Source organism: Rhodanobacter sp. UC4451_H18 (genome assembly GCF_052978225.1).
The window spans coordinates 397,654-419,945 of record NZ_CM129663.1 but is presented as its reverse complement, the minus strand read 5'-3'; the positions used below and the strand labels follow the sequence as shown (position 1 = coordinate 419,945).

The 22,292-nt window shown below is 65.4% G+C and carries 17 protein-coding genes and 1 tRNA gene; all 18 read right to left on the bottom strand.

Going from position 1 to position 22,292, the window contains the following annotated elements; genetic code table 11:
* Positions 1 to 71 precede the first annotated feature (71 nt).
* The 18 genes from gyrA to nuoI all read right to left on the bottom strand — a co-directional run bounded on the left by gyrA (position 72) and on the right by nuoI (position 22,290).
* A complete protein-coding gene (gyrA, locus tag ACVCMG_RS02095; protein WP_447114768.1) occupies positions 72 to 2,687 on the bottom strand; it encodes a DNA gyrase subunit A in 2,616 nt (871 codons plus the stop codon).
* A gap of 301 nt (positions 2,688 to 2,988) precedes the next feature.
* The gene (gene mtnA, locus ACVCMG_RS02090) at positions 2,989 to 4,008 is read right to left on the bottom strand and encodes an S-methyl-5-thioribose-1-phosphate isomerase (RefSeq protein WP_447114767.1); all 1,020 of its coding nucleotides are present in this window, start codon (positions 4,006 to 4,008) and stop codon (positions 2,989 to 2,991) included.
* Between the two features lie 64 nt (positions 4,009 to 4,072).
* Positions 4,073 to 5,140 carry a class III poly(R)-hydroxyalkanoic acid synthase subunit PhaC gene (locus ACVCMG_RS02085; RefSeq protein ID WP_447114766.1) on the bottom strand — a complete coding sequence of 356 codons (1,068 nt, stop codon included), beginning with the start codon at positions 5,138 to 5,140 and terminating at the stop codon, positions 4,073 to 4,075.
* Positions 5,141 to 5,151: 11 nt separating this feature from the next.
* A complete protein-coding gene (locus tag ACVCMG_RS02080) occupies positions 5,152 to 6,183 on the bottom strand; it encodes a poly(R)-hydroxyalkanoic acid synthase subunit PhaE (RefSeq protein ID WP_395118578.1) in 1,032 nt (343 codons plus the stop codon).
* A gap of 121 nt (positions 6,184 to 6,304) precedes the next feature.
* Entirely contained in the window at positions 6,305 to 8,410 is a 2,106-nt protein-coding gene (gene pnp / locus ACVCMG_RS02075) for a polyribonucleotide nucleotidyltransferase (RefSeq protein WP_395118580.1), read from the bottom strand.
* Between the two features lie 83 nt (positions 8,411 to 8,493).
* Positions 8,494 to 8,763, bottom strand: coding sequence for a 30S ribosomal protein S15 (gene rpsO / locus ACVCMG_RS02070; protein ID WP_136257158.1), 270 nt, complete (start codon positions 8,761 to 8,763; stop codon positions 8,494 to 8,496).
* Between the two features lie 157 nt (positions 8,764 to 8,920).
* On the bottom strand, positions 8,921 to 9,859 hold the full coding sequence (truB, locus tag ACVCMG_RS02065) for a tRNA pseudouridine(55) synthase TruB (protein ID WP_447114765.1): 939 nt from the start codon (positions 9,857 to 9,859) through the stop codon (positions 8,921 to 8,923).
* A gap of 14 nt (positions 9,860 to 9,873) precedes the next feature.
* Positions 9,874 to 10,257 carry a 30S ribosome-binding factor RbfA gene (gene rbfA / locus ACVCMG_RS02060; RefSeq protein ID WP_395118584.1) on the bottom strand — a complete coding sequence of 128 codons (384 nt, stop codon included), beginning with the start codon at positions 10,255 to 10,257 and terminating at the stop codon, positions 9,874 to 9,876.
* 156 nt (positions 10,258 to 10,413) lie between these two features.
* Positions 10,414 to 13,185, bottom strand: coding sequence for a translation initiation factor IF-2 (infB, locus tag ACVCMG_RS02055; protein ID WP_395118586.1), 2,772 nt, complete (start codon positions 13,183 to 13,185; stop codon positions 10,414 to 10,416).
* 131 nt (positions 13,186 to 13,316) lie between these two features.
* Positions 13,317 to 14,822, bottom strand: coding sequence for a transcription termination factor NusA (gene nusA, locus ACVCMG_RS02050; RefSeq protein WP_395118588.1), 1,506 nt, complete (start codon positions 14,820 to 14,822; stop codon positions 13,317 to 13,319).
* Positions 14,823 to 14,935: 113 nt separating this feature from the next.
* Complete coding sequence (locus ACVCMG_RS02045) at positions 14,936 to 15,463, bottom strand: ribosome maturation factor RimP (RefSeq protein WP_395118590.1); 528 nt, start codon at positions 15,461 to 15,463, stop codon at positions 14,936 to 14,938.
* Between the two features lie 181 nt (positions 15,464 to 15,644).
* Positions 15,645 to 15,721: transfer RNA gene (locus ACVCMG_RS02040), tRNA-Met, on the bottom strand.
* 90 nt (positions 15,722 to 15,811) lie between these two features.
* Positions 15,812 to 17,266 carry an NADH-quinone oxidoreductase subunit NuoN gene (gene nuoN / locus ACVCMG_RS02035; protein ID WP_447114764.1) on the bottom strand — a complete coding sequence of 485 codons (1,455 nt, stop codon included), beginning with the start codon at positions 17,264 to 17,266 and terminating at the stop codon, positions 15,812 to 15,814.
* A gap of 12 nt (positions 17,267 to 17,278) precedes the next feature.
* On the bottom strand, positions 17,279 to 18,784 hold the full coding sequence (locus ACVCMG_RS02030; RefSeq protein WP_395118594.1) for a complex I subunit 4 family protein: 1,506 nt from the start codon (positions 18,782 to 18,784) through the stop codon (positions 17,279 to 17,281).
* 14 nt (positions 18,785 to 18,798) lie between these two features.
* Complete coding sequence (nuoL, locus tag ACVCMG_RS02025; protein WP_447106137.1) at positions 18,799 to 20,826, bottom strand: NADH-quinone oxidoreductase subunit L; 2,028 nt, start codon at positions 20,824 to 20,826, stop codon at positions 18,799 to 18,801.
* Positions 20,827 to 20,830: 4 nt separating this feature from the next.
* Positions 20,831 to 21,136 (bottom strand): NADH-quinone oxidoreductase subunit NuoK, encoded by a 306-nt coding sequence (gene nuoK, locus ACVCMG_RS02020; protein ID WP_136257167.1) that lies wholly within the window; start codon positions 21,134 to 21,136, stop codon positions 20,831 to 20,833.
* Positions 21,133 to 21,789 (bottom strand): NADH-quinone oxidoreductase subunit J, encoded by a 657-nt coding sequence (locus tag ACVCMG_RS02015; RefSeq protein WP_395118598.1) that lies wholly within the window; start codon positions 21,787 to 21,789, stop codon positions 21,133 to 21,135. Before ACVCMG_RS02015 ends, nuoK begins: the two co-directional genes overlap by 4 nt.
* A gap of 9 nt (positions 21,790 to 21,798) precedes the next feature.
* A complete protein-coding gene (gene nuoI / locus ACVCMG_RS02010) occupies positions 21,799 to 22,290 on the bottom strand; it encodes an NADH-quinone oxidoreductase subunit NuoI (protein ID WP_395118600.1) in 492 nt (163 codons plus the stop codon).
* Positions 22,291 to 22,292 lie beyond the last annotated feature (2 nt).

Here is a 22,292-nt window from a genome sequence, read left to right as displayed (position 1 = left end):
GACGCGCGGCATGCCATGAACGCTAACAGGCCCCGGCCATGCCGGGGCCTGTTCGTTTCACCACAGCGGGATCACTCGCCCGCGGAAGCGTCTCCCGTGGCGCCCTCACCCGCTTCGCCGACCGGCGCATCCCTGGACTCGACGACGGCCTCGTCGCCGTTGTCCTCTTCCGCGTCCAGCCGCATCACGCTGACCAGCGTTTCGTCGGCGGGCAGCTTGATCAGGGTGACGCCCTGGGTATTGCGGCCCAGTTGCGAGACTTCCGCCACGCGCGTGCGCACCAGGGTGCCCTGGTCGGAGATCAGCATCAGCTCGTGCGCCTCGGTGACCTGCACCGCGCCGACCAGCGCGCCATTGCGCTCGGAGCACTGGATGCCGATGACGCCCTGCGTGCCACGGCCCTTCTTGGTGAACTCGGCCAGTTCGGTGCGCTTGCCGTAGCCCCGCGCGGTGGCGGTGAGGATGTCGCCTTCCGCCGCCACGATCAGCGATACCACCTCGGCGCCGCCGACCAGTTTCATGCCGCGTACGCCCGCGGCGGTGCGGCCCATCGAGCGCACGGTGTTCTCGTCGAAACGATTGACCTTGCCGTTGGAGGCGAACAGCAGGATGTCGCTGTCGCCGTCGGTCAGCTCGACGTTGACCAGTGCGTCGTCGTCGTGCAGCTTGATCGCCAGCTTGCCCTTCTGCAGCTGGAACGCGAATTCGGTCAGCGGGGTTTTCTTCACCGTGCCGTGCTTGGTGGCAAAGAACACGAAGCGATCTTCCGCATACTCGCGGATCGGCAGCACCGCCTGCACCTTTTCGCCCTCGCCCAGCGGCAGCAGGTTGATGATCGGCTTGCCGCGCGCGCCGGGACCGGCCTCGGGAATCTGGTAGACCTTGAGCCAGTAGACGCGGCCGGTGCTGGTGAAGGTGAGCAGGGTGTCGTGCGTGTTGACCACCCACAGCTGCTCGACCACGTCCTCGTCCTTCAGCGCCGAGGCCGAGCGACCCTTGCCGCCGCGCCGCTGCGAGCGGTAGGTGCTGGCCGGCTGGCGCTTGACATAGCCGGTGTGCGACAGCGTGACCACCATGTCTTCCGGGGCGATCAGGTCGAGGACGTTGAGGTCCTCCTGCGAATGCTGGATCTCGGTGCGACGCGCGTCGCCGAACTCGGCCTTGATCGCTTCCAGCTCCTCGCGGATCACCTGCAGCAGGCGGTCCGGGTTCTCCAGGATCTCGATCAGGCCGCGGATGGTTTCCAGGATCTGGCGGTACTCGTCGGAAAGCTTTTCCTGTTCCAGGCCGGTAAGGCGGTGCAGCCGCATCGCCAGGATTTCCTGCGCCTGCACGTCGGACAACTGGTAGCCATCGGCCTTCAGGCCATCGCGCGGGTCCATGTCCTCCGGTCGCGAGGCACCGGCGCCGGCCGCCGACAACAGCGCGCCGACCACGCCCGGCTGCCATTTCCTGGCCAGCATGCGCTCGCGCGCCTCGGCCGGCGACGCCGAAGTCTTGATCAGCTCGATCATCTCGTCGATGTTGGCCAGTGCGACAGTGAGGCCTTCGAGGATGTGCGCGCGGGCGCGGGCCTTGCGCAGCTCGAAGATGGTGCGGCGGGTGACCACCTCGCGCCGGTGGCGGATGAACGCTTCGAGGATGTCCTTGAGGTTCAGCAGCTTCGGCTGGCCGTCCAGCAGCGCCACCATGTTGATGCCGAAGGTGACCTGCAACTGGGTCTGCTGGAACAGGTTGTTCAGCACCACGTCGCCCATCGCGTCCTTGCGGATCTCGATGACGACGCGCATGCCGTCCTTGTCGGACTCGTCACGCAGCTCGCTGATGCCTTCGAGCTTCTTTTCCTTGACCAGCTCGGCGATCTTTTCGATCAGCCGCGCCTTGTTCACCTGGTACGGCAGCTCGTGGACGATGATCGTCTCGCGGCCGTTCGACTCGGTTTCGATCTCCGCCTTCGCGCGCACCAGGATGCGGCCGCGACCGGTGCGATAGGCCTCGATGATGCCGGAGGAGCCATTGATGATGCCGTGGGTCGGGAAGTCCGGGCCCGGGATGTAATGCATCAATTCGTCGATCGACAGCGCGGGCTCGTCGATCAGCGCGATGGTCGCCGCGATTACCTCGTTGAGGTTGTGCGGCGGGATGTTGGTGGCCATGCCGACCGCGATGCCGGCCGAACCGTTCACCAGCAGGTTCGGCACGCGCGTGGGCAGCACCAGCGGCTCGTGCTCGCTCTCGTCGTAGTTCGGGCCGAAGTCGACGGTTTCCTTGTCGATGTCGGCCAGCAGCTCGTGGCTGAGCCGCGACATGCGCACCTCGGTGTAACGCATGGCGGCGGCGCTGTCGCCGTCGACCGAGCCGAAGTTGCCCTGGCCGTCGACCAGCATGTAGCGCAGCGAGAACGGCTGCGCCAGGCGCACGATCGCGTCATACACCGACTGGTCGCCGTGCGGATGGTATTTGCCGATGACGTCGCCGACCACGCGGGCCGACTTCTTGTACGGCTTGTTCCACACGTTGCCGAGTTCGTTCATCGCGAACAATACGCGACGATGCACCGGCTTGAGTCCATCGCGTACATCGGGAAGCGCGCGGCCAATGATCACGCTCATCGCGTAATCGAGGTAGCTCTGCCGCATCTCGTCTTCGATGTTGACGCGAATGATTTCTTTGGCGGTTTCTGCCATGGATTGGCTTCCCTGGAGACAAAAAAAGGACGCTGGCGCCGCGTCTCAAGCGCGTGCGCGAGCGACCCGAAATGAACCGCTGGATTGTAGCATGGATGGCTGCAAAATGACAGGTTTTAAGCTTTTGAAATCAATGACTTGTATTGCCATCGCGAGACCGGCACGAGGCCATCGGAAATGTGCTCAAGAATTGAGCAGCGCGCCGGACGCGCCGGCCCCCAGCGAGGTCGTCTCGGCAACCAGCGGACGAACACGGCAAGCGCCGCGAGGACGGCCGAATGCCGCATCGGAACCCGGGGAATCAATGGCCGAACAAGGCCTGCATCGACAGGGTGTCAGGTCGCTCGATCACGCCGCGCTCGGTGACGATCGCGTCGATCAGCTCGGCGGGTGCGACGTCGAAAACCGGATTCCATGCCTGCGCTCCCTCCACCACCACGCGCCTGCCCCCGCTGGACAGAAGCTCGGCCGGGTCGCGCAGCTCGATCTCGATCTCCTCGCCGTTGGCGGTCGCCATGTCCACCGTCGACGACGGCGCCACCACCATGAACTTGACGCCATGGTATTTCGCGCTGATCGCCAGTTGGTAGGTGCCAATCTTGTTGGCGGTGTCGCCGTTGGCCGCGATGCGGTCGGCACCGACGATCACCCACTGCACGGCGCCGGATTTCATCAGGTGCGCGGCGGCAGAGTCGGCGATCAGCCGGGCGGGGATGCCCTCGCGTACGAGTTCCCACATGGTCAGCCGCGCGCCTTGCTGCCACGGACGCGTCTCGCCGGCATAGACGCGCGCGATCCGGTTTGCGGCGACGCCGGCGCGGATCACCCCGAGCGCGGTACCGTAACCGGCGGTGGCCAGCGAACCGGTGTTGCAATGGGTCAGTACGCCCGAGCCCGGCGCGATCAGTGCTGCACCGAGCTCGCCCATGCGGCGATTGGCAGCCAGATCCTCGTCCTGGATCAGCTGCGCCTCGTGCAACAGCGCACCGGCATCGGCACCGGCAGCGATGCGTTTTTTCATCCGGTCCAATGCCCACATCAGGTTCACTGCCGTGGGCCGGGCCGCGCGCAACTGCGCCAGTACCGGTTCCAGCGGAACGCCCTGCTGTGCCGCCATCGCCACGCCCCAGGCGGCGGCAATGCCGATGGCCGGCGCGCCACGCACGACCAGGTCGCGGATGGCCTGGGTGACCTGGGCCGCATCGCGGCAGTCGATCCAGCGTTCCTCGCCCGGCAGCAGGCGCTGGTCGAGCAGGCGCAGGTAATCGCCTTGCCACTGCACGGCGCGGATGGAATCGTGGGTATCGGCGGATGTGGTCATCCGGTGATTATCGCCTGTCGTGCGTGGATTCCGCACGACAGGCGATCACGTGCGTGCGCGCGATTCAGTCGCGCTGGCGCAACCACTGGTGGATCGCCGGCGGCACCTCGCGCTGGGCGCGGCCGGACACGTAGATGCCGATGTGGCCGCCCTTGAACGCGAGCTGGGTGTAGTCGGTGGTGCCCACGTGCTTGCCCAGTGCGCGCGAGGCATCCGGCGGCACCAGGTGATCCTGCTCGGCGAAGATGTTCAGCACCGGCTGGGTGATCATGCCCAGATCCACGCTCTGACCGCCGATGTCCAGCGTGCCCTTGACCAGCTTGTTGCCCTGGTAGAAATCCTTGATGAACTGGCGGAACGCCTCGCCGGCCTGGTCGGGCGAGTCGAAGATCCAGCGCTCCATGCGCAGGAAGTTTTCCAGCTCGGTCGGGTTGTCGAGGATGTCCACCATGCCGATGTACTTCTGCTGGTTCAGCCGCAGCGGCTTCAGCGTGAGGTAGACGTAGTTCATCAGCCCGGCCGGGATGTTGCCCATGGTGTCGACGAACAGGTCCACGTCCATCCGGCGGCACCAGTGCGACAGCATGTTGTCCGGCGTGTGGAAATCCACCGGGGTGACCATGGTGATCAGGTTCTTCACCTTGTCCGGATGCAGCGCGGTATAGCACAGCGAGAACGCGCCGCCCTGGCAGATGCCGAGCACGTTGATCGCGTCGAGACCGTGGCGTTTGCGTACCACGTCGACGCAGCGGTCGAGGTAGCCGTTGATGTAGTCGTCCAGGGTCAGCCAGCGGTCGGCGCCGTCGGGATAGCCCCAGTCGATCAGGTAGACATCCTCGCCCTGCTCCAGCAGGTTGCGCACCATCGAGCGGTCGGCCTGCAGGTCGGTCATCCACACCGTGTTGACCAGGGCGTAGACGATCAGCAGCGGGGTCTTCGAGGTCGCCTTGCCGTGGCCGGTGAAGTGCCAGACCTTCAGCTTGTCCTCGCTGTAGACCAGCTCGCGCGGGGTATTGGCGTATTCCGGCTCGCGCATGTTGCGCAGGTTGGCCATGCCGGCGGCCAGTTTGCGCTGGAAGGTGGCGATGTCGGCCAGGGCCTGGGTCGGGTCGATGCGCAATGGTGTCTGCATGGCTGCTCTCCTTATTTGCGCTTGCGCTGGCCGGAGCCCGATTTGGACGGGCTGGTGGGCTTGCGCGCCGCTTTCGCCGGCGCCTTCTTCACGGCGACCGCAGGCTTGGCAGCGGCGCGCTTCTTCACTGCGGGTACCGCCGGGCGATCGGCGAGCCGGCGCTTCAACGCCGCGAGTTCCCGGCGCAAGGCCATGATCTCCCCGGCATGGTCGGCGGACCCATCGGCCAGATTGGCACGGAATTCGCGGCGCAGCGCCTGCAGGCGTTCGCCGAGGCTGGACACTTCGCTGCGCGTGGGCACGCCGAGCTGCTGGCACATCTGCTCGGTCTGCTGTTGCTGGAGCTGGCGCACGCGCATCTGCGTGTTGACCATCTCGCCATAGGCATCGCGGAATTCGTCGGACAGCGCGATTCCCGCATAAGCCTCTTCGGAGGCGTCCACCCACAAGTCGTACAGCCCCTTGAGCGAATCGACCTGGCGCCCCGGTTCGGCCAACCGCGCCTGCAGGCGTTGCATGCCTTGCGCGTTGGCGCGCTGGATCAGCTCCTGATAGCGGGCGGATGCCCGCATCGACTCCAGCAAGGCCGTGGCCAGGGCTTGCTGCTGCATCTGCTGCTCGCGGTTCAGGCCGAATGCCGGGGTCGGCCCCTGCAAGCCCGACAGCTCACCGAAACCACCGCGCTGGGCCGCCTGCAGCCAGGACTGCCATTGCCGCGCGAAGCCCTCCGCGCCGGCAGTGTCGATGCCGCCGAAAGCCTGCGCGAACGGCTGACTGGCTCCACCGAACATCTGCTGCAATTGCTGACGCCAGTCGGTGGCCGGCTGGGCCGCGCCGCCGCTGGCCGCTGCCTGCATCCAGTCGAAGTATCCCTTCAGCCCGGCCAGGGTGCGTTCCAGCATGTCATTGCCCGCGGCAGGCGCCGGGGGCGGCGCGAACGGATTGGCCGCGGGAGGCTGCTGGAACTGGCGCGTCCAGGCGTCCCACGACTGCTGTGCCAGCGCCTGGTAATCCCTGATGAAATCATTCGCCGGATCGGCCATCGGTGCATCCTCGCGCAAGGTCCATCCATCCTAGCAAAAGCACGTTGCACAAAATCACCGGCCCCGAAACGCGCAAGGCCCGGCATGGGCCGGGCCTTGCGGAATTGCCTCGTGGCGGAGTTCAGACGCTGGCGCGCTCTTCCTCGGTCACGGCCTTCATCGACAGGCGGATGCGGCCCTGCTTGTCGACTTCCAGCACCTTGACCTTGACGATGTCGCCTTCCTTGAGCTTGTCGGAGACCTTTTCGACGCGCTCGTCGGAAATCTGCGATACGTGCACCAGACCGTCCTTGCCCGGCATGATCGTCACGAACGCGCCGAAGTCCATCAGCTTGGCGACCTTGCCCTCGTAGATGCGGCCCGGCTCGACGTCGGAAGTGATCTGCTCGATGCGCTTCTTGGCCGCTTCGCCCGCCTCGCGATTGACCGAGCCGATGATGATGGTGCCGTCATCGCTGATGTCGATCGTGGTGCCGGTCTCCTCGGTGATCGAGCGGATGGTGGCGCCGCCCTTGCCGATCACTTCGCGGATCTTGTCCGGGTGGATCTTGATGGTGATCAGGCGCGGGGCGAACTCGCTCATCTCGGTGCGGGCGGTGCTGAGCGCCTTGCCCATTTCGCCGAGGATGTGCAGGCGGCCGCGCTTGGCCTGCTCCAGCGCCACCTTCATGATCTCCTCGGTGATGCCGTCGATCTTGATGTCCATCTGCAGCGCGGAGATGCCTTCGGCACTGCCGGCCACCTTGAAGTCCATGTCGCCGAGGTGATCCTCGTCGCCCAGGATGTCGGACAGCACGACAAAGTCGTTGCCCTCCTTGACCAGGCCCATGGCGATACCCGCCACCGGCGCCTTCAGCGGCACGCCGGCATCCATCATCGCCAGCGAGGAACCGCACACCGAGGCCATCGACGAGGAACCGTTGGACTCGGTGATTTCCGAGACCACGCGCACCACGTACGGGAACTCCTCGATGCTCGGCTTGACCGCCTGCACGCCACGCTTGGCAAGACGGCCGTGACCGATCTCGCGACGCTTCGGCGCGCCGAAGCGACCGGCTTCGCCCACCGAGAACGGCGGGAAGTTGTAGTGGAACAAGAACGGGTCCTTCGACTCGCCGCCGGGAGCGTCGATGATCTGCGCGTCACGCGTGGTGCCCAGGGTGATGACGACCAGCGCCTGGGTCTCGCCGCGGGTGAACAGCGCCGAACCATGCGTCCGCGGCAGCACGCCGACACGGGCGGTGATCGCACGCACGTCGTCGAGCTGGCGGCCGTCGATGCGCACCTTGGTCTTCAGCACGCTGTCGCGCATGGTGTGGTATTCGAGCTCCTCGAATTCCTTGGCCATCGCGGCGGTGGACCAGCCGTTTTCTTCGGCCTGTGCCTTGAGCCCGGCCAGCACGTCGGCCTTGATCGCGGAGATCGCGTCGCGACGCTCGAGCTTGTCGCGCACCTGGAACGCGGCGGCCAGCTGGTCGCCGACCGCGCCCTTGACGGCAGCGGCCAGCGACTCGTTGCGCGCCGGTGCCTGCCAGTCCCACGACGGCTTGCCGGCCTCGGTGGCCAGTTCGGCGATCGCGCGGATGGCGGTCTGCATCTGCTGGTGGCCGAACATCACCGCGCCGAGCATCACGTCCTCGGACAACAGCTGCGCTTCGGATTCCACCATCAGCACGGCGCCGGCGGTACCGGCGACGACCAGGTCCAGCTGGGAGGTCTTCAGCTCGGTGGTCGACGGGTTCAGCAGGTACTTGCCGTTGGCGTAACCGACGCGGGCGGCGCCGATCGGGCCCTTGAACGGGATGCCGGCCAGGCTGAGCGCGGCGGAGGCGCCGAGCAGGGCCACGATGTCGCCGTCCACTTCCGGGTTCAGCGAGACGACCTGGGCGATGACCTGCACTTCGTTCTTGAAGTCATCCGGGAACAGCGGGCGCACCGGGCGATCGATCAGGCGCGAGGTCAGCGTCTCCTTCTCGGTCGGACGGCCTTCGCGCTTGAAGAAGCCGCCGGGAATGCGGCCGGCGGAATAGAACTTCTCGACGTAGTCGACGGTGAGCGGGAAGAAATCCTGGCCTTCCTTCTGCTTGGTCGCGGCGACGGCGGTGACCAGCACCACGGTGCCGCCCATGCTGGCCATGACCGCACCGGATGCCTGGCGGGCAATTTCGCCCGTCTCCAGCGTGACTTCGTGATTACCGTACTGGAATGACTTGGTTACTTTTGCCACGTGACTGTTTCCTGATCTGAATTGGGAAAGGCGCCCGCGCACGGGCGCTGCATGATCCTCGCGTCCGCGAACGGCGCCCAGCGTTACCGGCGCAGGCCGAGGCGTTCGATCAGGGTCTGGTAGCGCGCAAGATCGCGATCCTTCAGGTAGCTGAGCAGGCGCTTGCGCTGGTTGACGAGCTTGAGCAGGCCACGACGCGAGTGGTGGTCCTGGATGTGATCCTTGAAGTGACCGGTGAGATGGTCGATGCGGGCGGACAGCAGGGCCACCTGGACTTCAGTCGAGCCCGTATCATTCGGCACGCGGCCGAAATCAGCAATGATCTTGCTGGTCTGTTCTGCGGTAAGGGACATGGTTGTACGTTTCCTTGAAAGGCGATGCGAAGCTTGCGCTTGCATCATCGCGAGATGACGCAAGCGCAAGCTTCGCCCTGGTTGGAGTGAAAGCGTTGAAATAACTTGTCTATTCTACTGATGCCAGTGGTGTTACAACAAGTGCGCAGCCCGCTTTTCAGGCAAATCCGCCCGCTGGCGGCAGGTTGAAGCCGCGCAGGATGCGGCTGCGGCGCATGTCGTCCAGTTCGAGCACGGCGAGCAAGGCACCATCGGGCGCGAATGCCGCGCAGCGACCGGCGGGTACCGAGGGGTCAAGCTGGATCGGCTGGCCACGCGAAACGGCCATCGCCTGCGCCTCGTCCAGGTGAACCGACGGCAGGTCGCGCAGACCCTCGGCCACCGGCAGCAGATGGCACAGCAAGGCCTCGTCGCCCTGCTCCGCTGCCTGCTCGAGTTCGGCCATGGTGACCATGCGCGGATCGCGGAAGGGATCCACCCAGGTGCGCCGCAGCGAAGTCAGGTGCGCGCCGCAACCCAGGGTGGCACCCAGATCCGTCGCCAGCGAGCGCACATAGGTTCCCGAGCCGCATTCCACCAGCAACTGCAAGGTGTCGCTGTCGCGGGAGAGCAGCTCCAGTCGATGCACGACCACCTCGCGCGCCGGCCGTTCCACCGACTCGCCGCGGCGCGCCTTCACGTACAGTCTTTCGCCATCCTGCTTGAGCGCCGAATACATCGGCGGCACCTGACGGATCGCTCCACGCAGCGGTGCCAGCGCGGCTTCGATCAGCTCGGGGTCGAGTCGGGGCACCGGCTGGCGTGCGATCACCTCGCCCTCGCGGTCACCGGTGTCGGTGCTGATGCCGAGCCGGCATTCAGCCAGATAACCCTTGCTGGCGCCGAGCAAGGTGCCGGCCAGCTTGGTGGCCTCGCCGAAACACAAGGGCAGCAGACCGCTGGCCAGCGGGTCGAGCGCACCGGCGTGGCCGCCCTTGGCCGCGCGCAACAGCCGGCGAACGCCTTGCAGGGCCTGGTTCGAGCTCAAGCCGATCGGCTTGTCGAGCAGCACGATCCCGTGCAGGTCGCGGTACTGGATGCGGGGTGGTCTGCGCATTCGTGCCGCCAGACTCAGACCGCGTTGGCGTCATCGTCCGGCTTGGGTGCATCCGCCTGTTCGCGCAGCAGGCGTTCGATGCGCTCGCCCTTGTCGACCGAATCGTCGTACTTGAACTTCAGTTCGGGCACGCGCCGCATGCGCATGCCGCTGTGCGCCAGCGCGTGGCGAATCTCGTGCCCCATCTGGTTGAGCGCCTTCACCGCCGGCAAACCCTGCTCCGGTACCAGCGCGGTGACCCACACCGTCGCCCAGTCCAGGTCCCGGGTGATCTCGACATCGGAAACACTCACCGACGGCAGGCCGTGGTCGCGCACCGCGGCATGCACCAGCAGCCCAAGCTCGCGGCGCAGCTCGGCTCCGATCCGGTCAGTACGTTTGAAGTCGCGGGAAGGCATGATTGGAAAGCCGGGAATAGGGAATCGAGAATAGGGAATCGGAAAGGCAAAGGTGCGTCACGGGAGCATGGAGGCCAGGGAAGTCGGGACAGCCGCTCTGACTATTCCCGATTCCCTATTCCCTATTCCCGCTCGCACCTTGCGATGCCGCAGGCATCACAAGGTGCGAGCCACTTCCGTGCGCTCGAAGCATTCGATCTGGTCGCCGACCTTGACGTCGTTGTACTGCTTGACGGCGATGCCGCACTCCATGCCGCTGCGGACTTCTTCCACGAGGTCCTTGAAGCGGCGCAGCGATTCCAGCTCGCCCTCGAACACCACCACGTTGTCGCGCAGCACGCGGATCGGCTTGCTGCGCTTGACGTGGCCCTCGGTGACCATGCAACCGGCCACGGCGCCGAACTTGGAACTGCGGAACACGTCGCGCACCTCGGCGATGCCGATGATGTCCTCGCGCACTTCCATGCCGAGCAGGCCGGTGGCCGCCTGGGTGACCTGATCGATCACGTCGTAGATGATCGAGAAGTAACGCACGTCGAGGCCATTGGTTTCGATCACCTTGCGCGCCGATGCGTCGGCACGGACGTTGAAGCCGATCACCAGCGCCTTGGACGCAGCGGCGAGCGTGGCGTCGGATTCGTTGATGCCGCCCACGCCGGAGGACACCACGTTGACCCGCACGCGCTCGTTGCCGATCTGGGTCAGCGACTCGCGCAAGGCCTCCACCGACCCCTGCACGTCGCCCTTGACCAGGATGTTGAGCGTCTGCTGCTCGTCGCCCTGGCCCATCTTGGCGATGATGTCTTCCAGACGGTTGCTCTTGCTGACCATCCGCGTCTCGCGCCGCTTGAGCTCACGCTCCTGCGCCACTTCGCGGGCCAGACGCTCGTCCTCGACGCAGACGAAATCGTCGCCGGTCTCGGGCACGCCGGACAGACCGAGCACCTGCACCGGAATCGACGGACCGGCTTCGTCTACCTGCTTGCCGGACTGGTTGATCAACGCGCGCATGCGCCCGTACTCGATGCCGCAGACCACGAAGTCGCCCTTGCGCAACGTGCCCTGCTGAACCAGCACGGTGGCCACCGGACCGCGGCCGCGATCCAGGCTGGATTCGATCACCACGCCGGAGGCGCGGCCGTCGGCCACCGCCTTGAGCTCCATCACCTCGGCCTGGATCGAGATCGCTTCGAGCAGTTCCTCGATGCCCATGCCGGTCTTGGCCGACACCGGCACGAACTGCACGTCGCCGCCCCAGTCTTCCGGCACCACTTCCTGTGCAACCAGGCCCTGCTTCACGTTGTCGGGGTTGGCGCCGTCCTTGTCCATCTTGTTGACCGCCACGATGATCGGCACGTTGGCCGCGCGGGCATGCTTGACCGCCTCGATCGTCTGCGGCTTGACGCCGTCGTCGGCAGCCACCACCAGGATCACGATGTCGGTCGACTGCGCACCGCGGGCGCGCATCGAGGTGAACGCCGCGTGGCCCGGGGTGTCGAGGAAGGTGATCACGCCGCGCGAGGTCTTCACGTGGTACGCGCCGATGTGCTGGGTGATGCCGCCGGCTTCGCCGGATGCCACCTTGGTGCGCCGGATGTAGTCGAGCAGCGAGGTCTTGCCGTGGTCGACGTGACCCATGATCGTCACTACCGGCGGCCGCGGAACCTTCTCGCCTTCCAGCTCGATGTTCTGGGTATGCGCCGCGAGCGTCTCCTCGGCGTTGTTCTGGTTGTCCGCCACCGGCGTATGGCCGAGTTCCTCGACCACCAGCACGGCGGTGTCGTGGTCGACGGTCTGGTTGATCGTCGCCATCACGCCCATCTTGAACAGGGCTTTCACCACCTCGGAGCCCTTCACCGCCATCTTCTGGGCGAGATCGGCCACCACGTTGGTGTCGCTCACCACCACCTCGCGCACCACCGGTGCGGTGGGACGGGAGAACCCGTGCGTTCCGCCGGACACGCCGCTGCCGCGCGCCAGCAGGTCGCGACCGCCACTGCGCCCGCCCTTGCCGCGTTTGGTGCTGGAGGACGAGCGGCGTGCGCGATCGGCCTCGCTGAGGTGCATCTGGCCGCCGGCGAAGCGCTTGCTGCCGTCGCGCTCGTGCTTGCTGCCGACGTCCTCGCTGCGCTCGCGGCCATGCCGTGCCTTGCCGCCGCGAGCCGCATCGCTCGCTGCCGGCGCGGGCGCCGGTGCGGGAGCCGGTGCCGGGGCGGGCGGCTTGACCAGTTTTTCGCGCTTGCGCGGCTCGTGGATGCGCGGAAGGATCATGCCCAGCTCGCGCTGGTCCATGCGCTGCACGCCCGGCTCCTCGTCGACGGGTTCGCTGGCGACCACCGGCTCCTCGGCAGGCGCTTCCGGCGCGGGTTCGGCGAGATCCGCCGCGCTCTGCGCTTCGGCGGCCGTTTCGGCGCGCCGGGCTTCTTCCTGGCGCTGTTGTTCGTCGAGCTCGCGCTGGCGCGCGTCCTTCTCGCGGCGCTGCTCGGAATCCAGCCGTTCGCGCTCCTCGCGCTCGCGCTGCTGCTGCGATTCCTGCAGCTTGCGCACGGCCTCCTCGCGCTCGGGTTCGGCGCTGGCCTCCTCGGCAATCACGCTGCGCTTGACGTAGGTGCGCCTGGCGCGCACTTCCACGTTGACCGTCTTGGCGGGGCCGGCGGCGCCACGACCACCGGAGCCGGCCACCTTCAATTCGCCCACCGTGCGTCGTCGCAGGGTGATCTGGCGCGGTGCCGCATCCGCAACCTCGGCGGCGGCTTCGGCCTTGCCGTGGGTTCGGCGCAGGAATCCGAGCAGCTTCACCTTCTCGGTGCTGCTGATGACCTGCTCCTGGTCGGAGAATTTCATGCCCGCTTCGCCAAGCTGCGTCAGCAACTTGTCGACCGGCATGCCCAGTACCTGGGCGAGTTGTTTGATCGTGACGTCCGACATTCTGTTCTCTGCTCCGCCGTTCCCGCGCTTGTCATTTCGTGCGGCATCATGATCGCCGCCCTTTCCATCCCTGGTGAAGAACCCCGGGGTTCTTCCCGGCGCACCCGTCCGGGGTGCCGCCGTACCCGCGCTCAGCCACCCTGCTCCAGCCGCGCGATCATCGGCGCGCGGGCCGCCATGATCAGCGCCGCAGCGCGCTCCTCATCCATGCCCTCGATATCGATGAGGTCGTCCACTGCCAGGTCGGCCAGGTCGTCGACCGTGCAGACCTCACGCGCGGCCAGCGCATAAGCGGTTTCCTCGTCCATGCCTTCCAGGGCAAGCAGCTCGGCGCTGGGCTGGTGATCGTCGACGCCCTCCTCCACCGCCAGCGCCTCGGTCAGCAGCGCATCGCGGGCGCGGGCACGCAGCTCCTCGACGATGTCCTCGTCGAAGCCCTCCACGGCCAGCAGCTCGGCGCTGGGCACGTAGGCGATTTCCTCGATGCTGGAGAAACCCTCCTGCACCAGGATGACCGCGATCTCCTGGTCGACCTCGAGCTTGTCCATGAACAGGACGCGTGCCGCTTCCTGCTCGGCCTCGCTCTTGGCGGTGACCTGGTCCTGCGTCATCACGTTGAGCTGCCAGCCGGTCAGCTTGCTGGCCAGGCGCACGTTCTGGCCACCGCGGCCGATCGCCTGGGACAGCTTGTCCTCGGCCACCGCGATGTCCATTGAGTGCTTTTCTTCGTCCATGATGATCGACTGCACCTCGGCCGGCGCCATCGCGTTGATGACGAACTGGGCCGGATTCTCGTGCCACAGGATGATGTCGACGCGCTCGCCGTTGAGGTCGTTGGAGACCGCCTGCACGCGCGAACCGCGCATGCCGATGCACGCGCCGATCGGGTCGGTGCGGCTGTCGTGCGCCAGCACGGCGATCTTGGCGCGGTCGCCCGGGTCGCGCGCGCAGCCCTTGATCTCGACCAGGCCCTGGCCGACTTCCGGCACTTCCAGCTTGAACAGCTCGATCATGAACTCCGGCGCGGCGCGCGACACGAACAGCTGCGGGCCACGAACCTCGGATTTGACCTCGTAGAGATAGCCGCGCACGCGGTCGCCCACGCGCGCCGACTCGCGCGGAATGGTCTTGTCGCGCGGGATGAACGCCTCGGCGTTGCTGCCGAGGTCGAGATAGATGTTACCGCGCTCGACGCGCTTGACGATGCCGGTGACCAGTTCGCCGACGCGATCGGCGAAGGCGTCCACCACCTGCTGGCGCTCGGCCTCGCGCACGCGCTGCACGATCACCTGCTTGGCGGCCTGCGCGGCGATGCGGCCGAATTCGGCGTTCTCGACCTGCTCCTCGATGTACTCGCCGACCTGGGCGTCGGCACGCTCGTCCAGCGCATCCATCAGGCGCAGCTGGTACGCCGGGGATTCCATCTCGCCGTCGTCGGCGATGATCTCCCAGCGGCGGAACGTCTCGTACTCGCCAGTAGCGTGATCGATCGACACGCGGATATCCGGCTCTTCGTCCGGGTACCGCTTCTTGGCGGCCGAAGCCAGTGCGGCCTCCATCGCGTCGAAGATCACGTCTTCCGATACGCCCTTTTCGTTGGCGACCGCATCGACGACCAGCAAAAGTTCTTTGCTCATTGCTGCAACTCCACAGGCGCCAGGCGGCGTCCAATTGTTGATTTTTCTGCGCTCGTCCATGAACACGTGGATCAAAGGTCCGCCATCCGTGGCAGGCTTTTCAATGGGTTCTGCTAACTCTTCGCAGGGCGCTTGCCGCCGGGCTTGGGCTGGGGCGCATAGCCGAGCGCGACCCAGTCCGGCACCACGCGCGCACTCTCGACCTGGTTGTGCTCGAAATCGAAGGTGCGGCCTTCCGCTTCGAGCGAAATGCGGTCGCCCTCCACCACGGCCAGCTTGCCGCGCAGGCGACGGCGGCCATCCAGCGGTGCCTTCAGCAGCACCTTCACTTCCTGTCCCGCGGCCTTGCGGAACTGCGCCGCGGTGAACAACGGCCTGTCGATGCCCGGCGAGGAGACTTCCAGCACGTAATGGCCGGGAATCGGGTCGTCCACGTCGAGCAGCGCCGACAGCTCGCGACTCGCCTTCTCGCAATCCTCGATGCCGACTTCACGACGCTCCGCGCCATCCGCCTCGGGCAAATCAAGGTAAACGCGCAGGGTACTCTGCCCCTGCGATGGAGTGAACTCCACGCCAAGGCATTCCAGGCCCAGATCGGCCAGTACTTCGCTGAATCGTCGTGCCAGAGCCTGGGTATCCATCACTCACCTGAACTCGGTCGCGGAAACAAAAAATGGGCTCCAACGGCCCATTTCCCTAACTCGCCGATGATCGTCCTCGTGTCGCGTTCCATGTCCGGCGCTCGCGTTTCGCGCCGTGCGGTACATCCTTGCAGCCAACAAAAAAGCCTCACGAGGAGGCTTTCTTGCATCAAGAAAGATCTGGTAGCGGGGGCAGGATTCGAACCTGCGACCTTCGGGTTATGAGCCCGACGAGCTGCCAGACTGCTCCACCCCGCATCAGAGTCCGCAAAGTCTACCGGGATGGCGGGTTTCTTGCAAGCACGAAGATCGTCGCGCTGGCCGGAAAACCATCCGCCGACATGGGCGTCAGACGCCGAACGCGCGCTGGCACCATGCCAGCAGCGGCCCCCAGTACAGGCCGAGCGCAAGCAGCGCCAAGGCATTCACCGACAGCACCACGCGCAGCGAGGTGTCGGTCTTGACCTCCACCACCGCGCCTTCCTCCGGCGCATCGAAGTACATGACCTTGATGACGTAAAGGTAGTAGTAAAGCCCGATGAACGCGGTGACGACGCCCACGATGGCCAGCCACAACATGTCGGCGTGGATCGCCGCCTCCAGCACCAGCACTTTGGCCCAGAAGCCGAACAGCGGCGGCACGCCGGCCAGCGAGAACATCGCCAACAGCATCAGGAACGCCATCCACGGCGCCTTCTGGTTCAGACCCTTGAAATCGCTGATCCCCTCGCACTCGAACCCGGTCCGGGCGAGCACCAGCATCACGCCGAACGCCGCCGCGCTCATCAGCGCATAGCAGATCACGTAGAACAGCGCAGCCGAGTAGCCTTCAGGGGTTGCCGCCGAGAGGCCCAGCAACACGTAGCCCATGTGCGAAATGGTCGAGTACGCCATCATGCGCTTGAAGTTGGTCTGCACGATGGCGACCAGGTTGCCGATCACCAGCGATGCGGTGGCCAGCGCGGCCAGCATCGGCTGCCAGTAATGGCTGAGATCGCCCATCCCGACCTCGAGCAGGCGCCAGGCCAGGCCGAATGCCGCCAGTTTCGACACCGCGCCGATGAACGTCGTCACCGGCGTCGGCGCTCCGTGATAGACGTCCGGCAGCCACATGTGGAACGGCGCGACGCCCAGCTCGAAACCGATGCCCACCAGCATGAATATCAGGCCCAGCAGCAACAGCTTGGGTGCCGTGGTGTAGGCCATCACGCCATGCAGCTGCGCCAGATCCAGTGTCGGCGTGCCGCCCATGCCCGACGCGCCGTAGACCATCGACATGCCGTAGAGCAGCATGCCGGAAGCAAGGGCACTCAGCACGAAGTACTTGATCGCCGCCTCCGGCGGCAGGCGGGCATCGCGGTTGAGCGCGACCAGCGCATAGGACGACAGCGACAGCAGCGCCAGGCCGAGGTAGATCGTTACCAGGTTGCCGGCCGACACCATCACCATCACGCCGAGCGCGGCGAAAATCATCAACGCGTAGAACTCGCCGCCGAACAGCTTGCGGTCGATCATGTAGGGCCGCGCGTACACGAACACCACCGCGGTGATGCCCAGCGCGAAGACCTTGAGGATCTCCGCCACGTGGTCGCGCACGAACATGCCGTTGAACGCGGTTGCGGTCTGTTCGGGCTGGCCGGCGACCACCAGGTAGATCGCCACCAGCAGCACGGCGATGGAGATCCAGTGCAGCTGCGGGCGCTGCGCCGGTTTCATGAACGCGTCCAGCAGCAGGATCAGGCACACCGCCGCCACCAGGTAAAGCTCCGGCAGCAGGGTCAGGATGTCATAGAGAGTGGGCATGTTCGCTTCTGCTCAGATCTTGTGGACGGCAAGTTGCTGCACCAGGTGCGCCACCGAGCTGTCCATCAGGTGGATCAGCGGCTGCGGCCACACGCCGATGGCAAGGACCGCAACGGCGAAGCCGATCAGCACCCAGGTTTCACGCGGGGTCATCGGCGTCATGTGCTTGACGTGTTCGGTGGTCACCGGGCCCCACAGCACGCGCTTGACCAACCACAAGGTGTAGCCGGCACCAATGATCAGGGTGAACGTGGCAAACAACGCGATCCACGGGCTGGCGCTGAAGCTGGCCAGGATCACCATGAACTCGCCGACGAAACCGCTGGTGCCCGGCAGGCCGCAGTTCGCCATCGCGAACAAGACGTAGAAGAGGCCGAACCACGGCATCATGTTGATGACGCCGCCGTAGTCCTTGATCTGGCGCGTGTGGGTGCGGTCGTACATCACGCCGATGCAGGTGAACATGGCGCCGGAGACGAAACCGTGCGAAATCATCTGCACCATCGCGCCCTGCATGCCCAGGCTGGCCATGTCGGTATTGCCGCCTTCGCGCACCAGCATGAAGGCCATGAAGATGCCCAGGGTGACAAAGCCCATGTGCGCCACGGACGAATAGGCCACCAGCTTCTTCATGTCCTCCTGCACCAGCGCGACATAGCCGATGTAGACGATCGCGACCAGGCTGAGCACGATCACGATCCACGCGAAGTGCGCACCGGCGTCCGGGGTGATCGGCAGGATGAAGCGCACCATGCCGTAGGTGCCGATCTTCAGCATCACCGCCGCCAGCCACACCGAACCGCCGGTGGGCGCCTCGACGTGCGCGTCGGGCAACCAGGTGTGCACCGGCACCATCGGCACCTTGATCGCGAAGGCGATCAGGAAGCCGAAGAACAGCCAGGCCTGCTCCTTCATCGTCAGCGGCAGCGCCGCCAGCGTCGCCAGATCGAACGTGTGCGCCTTCTGGTACAGGTACAGCAGCGCGATCAGCATGAACACCGAACCGGTGAACGTGTAGATGAACAGCTTCAACGTCGCGTACACGCGCCGCGGACCGCCCCACATGCCGATCAGGATGTACATCGGGATCAGCACCGCCTCGAAGAAGGCGTAGAACACCAGCGCGTCGGTGGCGCAGAACACGCCGATCAGCAGGCCCTCCAGCAACAGCATGCAGGCCATGTACTGGTGCGGACGGTTCTGGATGACCTTCCACGCGCCGGCGATGACCAGGATGCCGACGAAGGTCGTCATCAGGATCAGCGCGACGGAGATGCCGTCCACCGCCAGGGTGAAATGCACGCCCCAGGTCGCGATCCACACATGGGTTTCCTGCAGCTGCATCACCGACCCTTCCGGGTCGTAGCGCAGCAGCCACAGGCTGATCACGAAGGTCGCGATGGTAATAAGCAGCGCCAGCCAGCGCGCCAGCATCGGCCGGGCGGAACCGGCCAGCAGCACCGGCACCGCGCCGACGATGGGCAGCCAGATCAGCAGACTGAGAAGATGATTGAACATGGAGCCTGCTTCCCCTAGTTGCCGAACAGTCGATAGCCGCCAAACAGCACGATCACGCCGATGATCATGGCGAACGCGTAGTGGTAGAGGTAACCGGTCTGGAGTCTCCGCAGCAATGCCGCGCCGCGATGGACCAGCCGCACCGACCCGTTCACCGCCACGCCGTCGATCACGCCGGCGTCGCTGAACTTCCAGAACAGGCGCCCCATCTTCTGCCCGCCGCTGGCAAACAGCGCGTACTCCACTTCATCCGCCCAGTACTTGCGGTCGAGCACCGTCCACAATGGCTTGAGCGCCTGCTTGATCCGACCGGCCAGCGCGGGATTGAACACGTAGATGTAGGTACAGATCACGAAGGCCGCCACCACCAGCAGGAACGGCAGCTGGGTGAAGCCGTGCAACGCCATCACCGCCGCGCCATGGAACTCCTGGCCCAGCTCGGCCAGCACGTTGTTGGCCTCGCCCACGTGGATCGCGCTGCCGAACCAGTTGCCGAACAGCATCGGCGCCACGGTGACGTAGCCGATCAGCAATGACGGGATCGCCAGCAGCACCAGCGGCACGGTCACCACCCACGGCGACTCCTTCGGCGCATGCGCCAGCACGCCCGGTTCATGGTGATCGTGATCGTCATGACCGTGACCATGCGAGGCGACGACAGTGAAGCGTTCCTTGCCGTGGAAGGTCAGGTACATCTGGCGGAACGTGTACAGGCCCGTGACCAGCGCACCGGCCATCACGCAGAAGTACGCATAGTTGGCGCCCCAGCGATGCGACAGGCCGACCGCCTCGATGATCGCATCCTTGGAGTAGAAACCCGAGGTGAACGGCACCGCCACCAGCGCCAGCGAGCCGATCCACATGGTGATCCATGTGATCGGCATGTACTTGCGCAGGCCGCCCATGTAGCGCATGTCCTGCTCGTGGTGCATGGCGATGATCACCGAGCCGGCACCGAGGAACAGCAGCGCCTTGAAGAAGGCGTGGGTCATCAGGTGGAATACCGCGCCGGAGTACATCGACACGCCCAGCGCCACCGTCATGTAGCCCAGCTGCGACAGCGTCGAGTACGCCACCACGCGCTTGATGTCATTTTGGACTATGCCAATCAACCCGGTGAACAGCGCAGTCGTGGCGCCGATCACCAGCACGAAGCTCAGCGCAGTCGAGGACATCTCGAACAGCGGCGACATGCGCGCCACCATGAAGATGCCGGCGGTGACCATGGTCGCGGCATGGATCAGCGCCGAGATCGGGGTCGGGCCTTCCATCGAATCGGGCAGCCACACGTGCAGCGGCACCTGTGCCGACTTGCCCATGGCGCCGACGAACAGCAAGATGCAGATCACGGTCGCCGCATCCCACTGCGTGTTCGCGGTGATCTGCAGCGTCTGGCCAGCCAGCCCCGGCGCCGCGCTGAACGCACTGGCGTAGTCCAGCGTGTGCAGGAAGGTCAACACCGCGGCAATGCCCAGCAGGAAGCCGAAGTCACCCACACGGTTGACCAGGAACGCCTTCAGGTTGGCGAAGATCGCGGTCGGCCGCTTGTACCAGAAGCCGATCAGCAGGTAGGACACCAGGCCCACCGCTTCCCAGCCAAAGAACAGCTGCATGAAGTTGTTGCTCATGACCAGCATGAACATCGAGAAGGTGAACAGCGAAATGTAGCTGAAGAAGCGCGTATAGCCCGGGTCGTCGCGCATGTAGCCGATGGTGTACAGGTGCACCACCAGCGAGACGAAGCCCACCACCACCAGCATCATCGCGGTGAGCCTGTCCACCATGAAACCGACGCTGGCGTTGACTTGCCCGATCTGGAACCAGGTGTAGAGGTTCTGGTTGTAGTTGTCCGCGCCGCCCACGGTGAGCTGGTACAGCACATGGAACGACAGCGCGACCGACACGATCATGCACGCGATGGTGACGGTGTGGGCGACCGCGCGACCCGCGCGGCCGAGGAACGGGCTGACGAAACCGGCCACCAGCGAACCGAGCAGCGGCGCCAGTGCGATGGTCAACAGGACGCTCGTGGAAAGACCCATGGGTTCAGCCCTTCATGCTGTCGATGTCGGCGATATTGATCGTGCTGCGCGTACGGAACAGCAGGACCAGGATCGCCAGGCCGACGGCAGCTTCCGCCGCAGCCACGGTGAGGATGAAAAACACGAACACCTGCCCCGACACGTCGCCCAGGAAGCGCGAGAACGCGACAAAATTCATGTTGACCGCAAGCAGCATCAGCTCGATCGACATCAGCAGCACGATCACGTTCTTGCGGTTGATGAACAGCCCGGCCACGGCGATGCAGAACAGCACGGCGCCGAGCACGATGTAGTGTGCGAGCGAAATCATGGCTTGGATTCTCCTGCGGTGCCCTCGTCGGCGGCGGCCGGCGTCGGGCGTACGGCGTCCATCTTGACGATGCGCACGCGATCGCGCGGATCGACCCTGACCTGCCGGCTGGCGGATTCGTAACGCGCACCGCGACGTTCGCGCAGGGTCAGCGCTACCGCAGCCACCAGGCCCACGGTGAGCACCAGCGCAGCCACTTCGAACGGCAACAGGAATTTGGTGTACAGCGCCTGGCCCAGCCACGCGGTGTTGGACATGCCGGCCACCGCAGCCGGGTCAGCGCCCAGGTCGCGCGCATGCATCGCCCGCACGCCGATCAGGCCGAGCATCTCGACCAGCATCACGATGGCCACGATCACCCCGACCGGCAGGAACTTCACGAAACCCTCGTGCATTTTCTCCAGGTCGATGTCGAGCATCATCACCACGAACAGGAACAGCACCATCACCGCGCCGACGTAGACCACCACCAGTGCCAGCGCGAGGAACTCGGCGTCCAGCAGCATCCACAGGCAGGCAGCGCTGAAGAAGGTGAGCACCAGCGCGAGCACGGCGTGCACGGTGTTCTTCAGCGTGATCACCGAGAGCGCCGCCGCCACCGTGACGAGGCTGAAGGCGTAGAAGCAGATGATTTGCAGCGTTTGGGGATTCATCGAAGGGCCTCAGCGGTACGGCGCATCTTGGGCACGATCCGCAGCGATCTGCTGTTCGAAGCGATCGCCGATGGCAAGCAGCTTCTGCTTGTCCACCACGTTCTCGCCGCGATTCTCGAAGTGGTATTCGTGGATCGAGGTCTCGACGATCGAGTCGACCGGGCAGCTCTCCTCGCAGAAACCGCAGTAGATGCACTTGAACAGGTCGATCTCGTAGCGCGTGGTGCGGCGCTGGCCGTCGCTCTCTCGCGGAGCCGAATCGATGGTGATCGCCAGCGCCGGGCAGACCGCCTCGCACAGCTTGCAGGCGATGCAGCGCTCCTCGCCGTTCGCATAGCGGCGCAACGCATGCAGACCGCGGAAACGATTCGACTTCGGGATGTGCTCCATCGGGTAGCGCATGGTGTACTTGGGCTTGAACATGTAGCGCATCGTCACGCCCATGCCGGCAACCAGCTCCGCCAGCATCAAACTCTTCAAATAACGGGTTACCGCGTTCATGG